The sequence below is a fragment of the Pseudomonadota bacterium genome (assembly GCA_034660915.1).
In the GTDB taxonomy this organism is placed as follows: domain Bacteria; phylum Desulfobacterota; class Anaeroferrophillalia; order Anaeroferrophillales; family Anaeroferrophillaceae; genus DQWO01.
Window position 1 is genome coordinate 51,351 of record JAYEKE010000228.1, and the last position, 5,783, is coordinate 57,133.

Sequence of the window (5,783 nt, forward strand, 5' to 3'; positions counted from 1 at the left end):
TATTCCTACTATCCGGGTTGCACGAATCACTCTACCGCCATCGAGTATATTGAGGCCAGTAAGGCGGTAATGGAAGCCATGGGTATCGAGCTGGCTGAGCTGCCGGATTGGTCCTGCTGTGGCGCCGCCTCCGCCCACAATCTGTCTTCATCCCTGGCTTTGGGATTATCGTCCTTTAATATTGCCCAGGCGGAAGCGCAGGGGGATGATCTCTTGATTCCCTGTGCCGGCTGTTATAACAACCTGGCGCGGGCGGATTATGCTCTGCAGCATGATTTGGAAAAGAGAAAAGAGCTGGAAGAGCTGCTTGATTTTAATTACTCCGGCAAGATCAAGATGTTGTCGATCGTCGATCTGATTGCTGATCAGCAGTGGCGGGACAAGATCAAAGAGCTGGTGAAAAAGCCGCTCAGCGAGTTGAAAGTGGTCTGTTACTATGGTTGTGCCATCATTCGTCCCCAGGAGATTACCGCCTCCGATGATGTGGAAAATCCCCAGCGGCTTGACCAAATGATGACAGATCTTGGTGCCGACGTTCTTGATTGGTCCTGCAAGGTGGATTGTTGCGGCAGTGACCTGGGACTTACCCATCCCGATAAAGCGGCTGTCCTGGTTAACAAGATTGCGGACTATGCCGTTGCCGCCGGGGCCGACTGCATGGTGACTTCATGCGCTTTATGTCAGGCAAATGTTGATATCCGCCAGCAGCGCTTACCGATTCTCTATTTTACTGAAATGATGGCTGAGGCCTTCCAGGTTGGAAATCGCCAACGTTGGTGGAAAAAACATTTTAATAATCCAGCGAACCTCTTTTAGGGGCTGTGATGTCTGTTGATAAGCAAAAAAATAACAAAGTAATGGTTATTGGCGGTGGTTTTGCCGGGATGACAGCGGCATTGCAGCTGGCTGAGCAGGGTTGTGCCGTAACCATGGTGGAAAAAGAAGCGGCTATTGGCGGCTTTTTTCCGCTGCTTGATAATACTTTCCCCACCAATTCCTGTGGTGTTTGCTTCCTTTCACCGAAACAGCCGGCTTATTGTCCTTTTGTTGAATGTCGTCTCCATGATAATCTGGAGATCAAGGTTGGCAGTTATCCCCGGCAAATCAGCGGGGAGCCGGGAAATTTCAAGGTTACACTTAAGGTTGATCCCCTGGGAGTGGATCAGGAAAAATGTATTGACTGCGGTGATTGCAGTGCGGTGTGCCCGGTGAGCGTTTCTTACGAGTTCAGTGGCGGACTTGAAGAACGGGCGGCAATCTATAAGCAATACCCGAAGATGGTAAAAGCCGGCTACCGGATCGATTTTGAGCAATGTACCCGCTGCGGGGCCTGTGTTGATGCCTGTCCGGTTGATGCCATCAACCTGGAGGCCGAAGCAACAGAAGAGGAAGTTAAGAGCGATGCCATTCTTCTGACTCCCGGTTTTTCTCTCGTTGATGGCGGGCTGAAAGGTGAGTATGGTTTTGGTCGTTATGCCAATGTGGTGAGCAGTCGCCAGTTGGAGCGGATGATCAGTTATTCCGGTCCCAACCAGGGTCAGGTGTATGCTCCGGCTGATGGTTCAAAACCGCGTCGGGTGGCCTTTATTCAGTGCGTCGGTTCTCGTGATGTTTCCTGTGGTCGAGGGTATTGTTCTTCGGTCTGCTGCATGTATGCTACCAAACAGGCCATGTTTATCCGTGAGCGGAGCCCGGAAACCGAGGTGGTTGTTTACTATATGGACTTGCGGGGGATGGGCAAGGGATATGAAAAATATTTCAACCGGGCCCGGGAAGAATTTAAGATTAATTACCGACGTTCAATGATCTCCACCGTCAAGGAAGATCCCAAAAGTCATAAGCTCCGTCTGATTTATGATGATGGGGGAAAATTTCTTGAAGATGAGGTGGATCTGGTCGTATTATCGCTGGGTTTTGATGCTCCCCGACTTGATTTTGCTGCTGATCTGGGTTTGGAACTTGACGATTATGGTTTTTGTCGGACGGGGGAATTCAATCCGACCCAGACTTCCGTTCCCGGTGTTTTTGCCGCCGGTGCTTTCTGCGGTCCCAAGGATATCCCGGAAACGGTGATGGAAGCCGCCGGAGCCGCTGATGCTCTGCTGGTATCGTTGACAGATAATAATATAACTACAGATGAAGTCGAAGATAATAATCGCAAATTGATGCCCAGGGAGGGGAATGTCTGGGTGGAAGAACCCCGGATTGGAGTTTTTCTTTGTTCCTGTTCCGGTTTTATGGCTGATGAGCTTGATTTTGCTGGATTGTGCCAAGAGGTCAGTACGCGGCATCGGGTTGTTTGCGCTGAAATTATCGACCATGCCTGTACCGCGGAAGGACTTGTAGACTTACGCCGCTTTATCGGCGAGCATGAGCTGAATCGAATTGTTATCGGTGCCTGTTCGGTCAGGGAAATGGAACGTTTGCTGGATAAATTTGCCCGGGAGATAGGTTTTAACTCTAATGCTTTTACCGTGGTCAATTTGAAGGAACAGTGTCTTCTCCCCCATCAACCTGGGGACAGGATGTTGAAAGCTAAAGCTGCGGTTCTGGTCCAGGCCGCGGTAACCAAGGTTTATCGTGATCTTCCCGCAGTCAATCAAACCGTTGCGGTTGAACAGCGGGCCCTGGTTGTTGGCGGCGGGGTTGCCGGAATGACTGCGGCTCTTTCCCTGGCCGCCCGGGGATATGGGGTGACGCTGGTGGAAAAAACCGATAAACTTGGAGGACGGCTGCTGGAAGCTCACTACACGATTAAAGGTTCCGTCCCCCGGCCATTTGCCGAATCATTGGCGGCTGAAGTGGGTGAAAATGAGTTGATTGAGGTTCTTGCTGAAGCCCAGATTGTGGGACATCAGGGGGAAACAGGAAATTATACCACGGTTGTTAAACAAGGGGAAACCGATCATTTACTTCATCATGGAGTACTGGTGGTGGCGACTGGGGCCCGGGAAGCTTCAACCGATGAATATCTGCGTGGTCAGGATGAGCGGGTGTTGACCCAGACAGAGCTGGAAGAACGCATTGCCTCCAGTCCTGAATCCCTGCAGTCTATTCACTCGGTGGTGATGATTCAGTGTGTTGGCTCACGTGAACCGGGTAAACGGGAATATTGCAGCCGGGTTTGCTGTACTCATGCATTGAAAAATGCCCGCCGATTAAAAGAAGCAAATCCTGATATCCAGGTGACGGTGTTGTACCGTGACCTGCGCGCCTATGGCCTCTATGAAGATTATTACCGCGCCGCCCGTGATGAAGGGGTACTCTTTACTCCTTACGATCTTGAGTCTAAACCGGATGTTGCTGTGAGCGGTGAAAAACTTCAAGTGAGCTATAACGATCAGATTCTACGCCGGCAGTTAACCCTGGAACCGGATATTCTGGTTTTAAGTACCGGGATTGAGCCTGGAGATAATCAGCAACTGGCAGCGGTTTTGAATCTGCCTCTGGATGAATATGGCTTTTTTGCCGAGGCCAACAGCAAGGCAGCGCTGGTTGATTTTGTTGGTGAGGGGCGCTATCATTGTGGCCTTGCTTCAGCGCCACTGCATATAGAAGAAACTCTGGCAAGAAGTCGGGCGGCGGCATCCCGGGCGGCAACGGTTCTGGCAAGGGAAAATATTCAAGCCTCAAAATATGCAGTGATGGTCAGTACCAGGCTTTGCAGCGGCTGTGGTCTCTGTGTTGATGTCTGCCCCTATGGAGCCCGGGAAATTAATCCTGAAAATAATATTGCTGAAGTTCATTATGACCTCTGTCATGGTTGTGGAAGCTGTGCCGCTGTCTGTCCTAATGGGGCTACTCAGCAGGTCGGTTTCGACAAGGGCCAGATGATGGCCATGGCGGATCAATTAATAAAGTAGTTTAGAAAAGTTGTCTAACATACTGGAATATGGGTAGAAATTATGGCAGAAAATACCAATGAACCGCGGATAGTGGCTTTCCTCTGTCACTGGTGTACATATACGGGAGCCGATCTGGCCGGGACTACCCGGCAACAGTACCCGGCCGGGATCCGGATTCTTCATCTCATGTGTTCCGGGGCCATAGATGTGGTGTATGTGCTGAAAGCCCTTCTTGATGGTGCCGACGGGGTGCTGATTGGTGGATGTCACCCTGGTGATTGTCACTATCAGACCGGTAATCTGAAGGCCCGGCGGCGGATTGCCTTGCTGCGGAATATCATGGAAACATTGGGTCTTGATCAGGATCGTGTCTGGCTGCGCTGGATCAGCGCCAGTGAAGGGCGTCTTTTTGCAGAAACGGTGCGCGAGTACAACGGCGCCCTGGAATCCATGGGGCCGAACCCACTGGCTGATGAATGGGATTTGTGAGTTCATGTATAAGGTTAAAGGCTAAAGGCCAAAGGCCGTAACAAGCTCAGGTATAAGGTTAAAGGCTAAAGGCCAATAAAAGAGGTCAGAGTAAAAATAAATTAAAATAATAAAGAAACAGTGAGATAGATTGGGTTAGATTTAATTTTACTCTGACCCCTTTTATTCTTCTTTTATTTCAATATTTGGAGGCCGAAACTGATGAAATCAACGGTCATCGACCTGGGAGATAAGGGATTCAACCGTTCCGTTCAGGATTTTATGGAGCGGCTGCTGCAAAGCGACCTGGTTGGCAGCGTTATGCTGCCCAAAAAGACAACCGGCGGTGATAACTATGTCCAGGCCCTGGTTAAAAATCCTGACCTGCTGGCTGATACGGATGTGAGTGCCCCGGTTATCCCGGTGCAGGCCGCCAGGCTCATTTCAAACCTGACGTTCAGTGATCCCGGTGAAAAGATCGCGGTGGTGGTTAAACCCTGTGAAGCCCGGGCGCTGGTGGAGTTAACCAAGTTTCAGCAGATTTGCCGGGAATCGTTGTTGATTATCGCGGTTGACTGCCTGGGAACCTATGAACCGAAAGATTTTTCCTCCCTGGTTAAGGCAGGTAAAGATCCGGCGGCTGACCTCAGGAAACAGGCTGCTGCCGGCCGCTGTGAAGCTGACGGTGAAGCCCCCTTTCGTTCCGCTTGTACCATCTGTGAATATCCATCAATGCCTTTGGAACTGGTTGATTTGGTTATTGGTCTTTGGGGGGTCGACTGTGAAAAAAATATTTATATAGAAGCGGGAGATGAGCTGGCGGCAGAACTAGCGGAAAAAAACATCCTGGAATTCAATGATACCGAACAACCCAAACGGGCTGAATGCATTTCCTCATTAAAGGATGAGCGGGTGAAAACCCGTGATCAGGTTCTGGATGAGTTCGGACAGCGGGTAAATTCAATCAAAGGTATTCAGGAAATGCTTTCTACCTGCATGCGCTGCTACAACTGTATGATTAATTGCCCAATCTGTTATTGTCGGGAATGTGTTTTTCGCTCACCGACTTTTGAGCATACTCCTGATCAATATCTTAGCTGGGCGGCGGATAAAGGGGCCATTCGCATGCCGGCCAATACGGTGATGTTTCATCTTACCCGGTTGAATCACATGGTCATGTCCTGTGTCGGTTGCGGTCTGTGCGATACTGCCTGTCCCAATGATATTCCGGTGATGTCGCTTTTCCGCACAGTTGGCCTTCAGGCTCAGAAGATGATGGAGTATGAACCGGGAAGAAGCTATGATGAACCAGCTCCGGCGACGACGTTCCAGGATAGTGAGCTGCTAAGTGAATCGGGGACTAAATAGTTGACTAAATTGAGCGATTAGCTCTTAGCCGTTAGCTATTGGTTAAATGATCAAAGGGATTTGCTATATACATACAGTTACCTGTTGGGTGTTGTGCATTAT

The 5,783-nt window shown here is 50.0% G+C and carries 4 protein-coding genes; all 4 read left to right on the forward strand.

Features of this window, described 5'->3' with window-relative positions; genetic code table 11:
- The coding region (locus U9P07_12630) for a CoB--CoM heterodisulfide reductase iron-sulfur subunit B family protein (GenBank protein ID MEA2110250.1) at positions 1 to 816 on the forward strand (816 nt) is incomplete at its 5' end.
- A gap of 8 nt (positions 817 to 824) precedes the next feature.
- The gene (locus tag U9P07_12635) at positions 825 to 3,863 is read left to right on the forward strand and encodes an FAD-dependent oxidoreductase (protein ID MEA2110251.1); all 3,039 of its coding nucleotides are present in this window, start codon (positions 825 to 827) and stop codon (positions 3,861 to 3,863) included.
- Between the two features lie 42 nt (positions 3,864 to 3,905).
- Positions 3,906 to 4,334, forward strand: a complete 429-nt coding sequence (locus tag U9P07_12640) for a hydrogenase iron-sulfur subunit (protein ID MEA2110252.1) — start codon at positions 3,906 to 3,908, stop codon at positions 4,332 to 4,334.
- Between the two features lie 201 nt (positions 4,335 to 4,535).
- The gene (locus U9P07_12645) at positions 4,536 to 5,681 is read left to right on the forward strand and encodes a Coenzyme F420 hydrogenase/dehydrogenase, beta subunit C-terminal domain (protein ID MEA2110253.1); all 1,146 of its coding nucleotides are present in this window, start codon (positions 4,536 to 4,538) and stop codon (positions 5,679 to 5,681) included.
- Positions 5,682 to 5,783: the final 102 nt, after the last annotated feature.

What these genes read in the sequence shown, in the direction of transcription:
- U9P07_12635 (MEA2110251.1), top strand. Translation starts at nt 825, where the DNA reads ATGTCTGTTGATAAGCAAAAAAATAACAAAGTAATGGTTATTGGCGGT.
- U9P07_12640 (MEA2110252.1), top strand. Translation starts at nt 3,906, where the DNA reads ATGGCAGAAAATACCAATGAACCGCGGATAGTGGCTTTCCTCTGTCAC.
- U9P07_12645 (MEA2110253.1), top strand. Translation starts at nt 4,536, where the DNA reads ATGAAATCAACGGTCATCGACCTGGGAGATAAGGGATTCAACCGTTCC.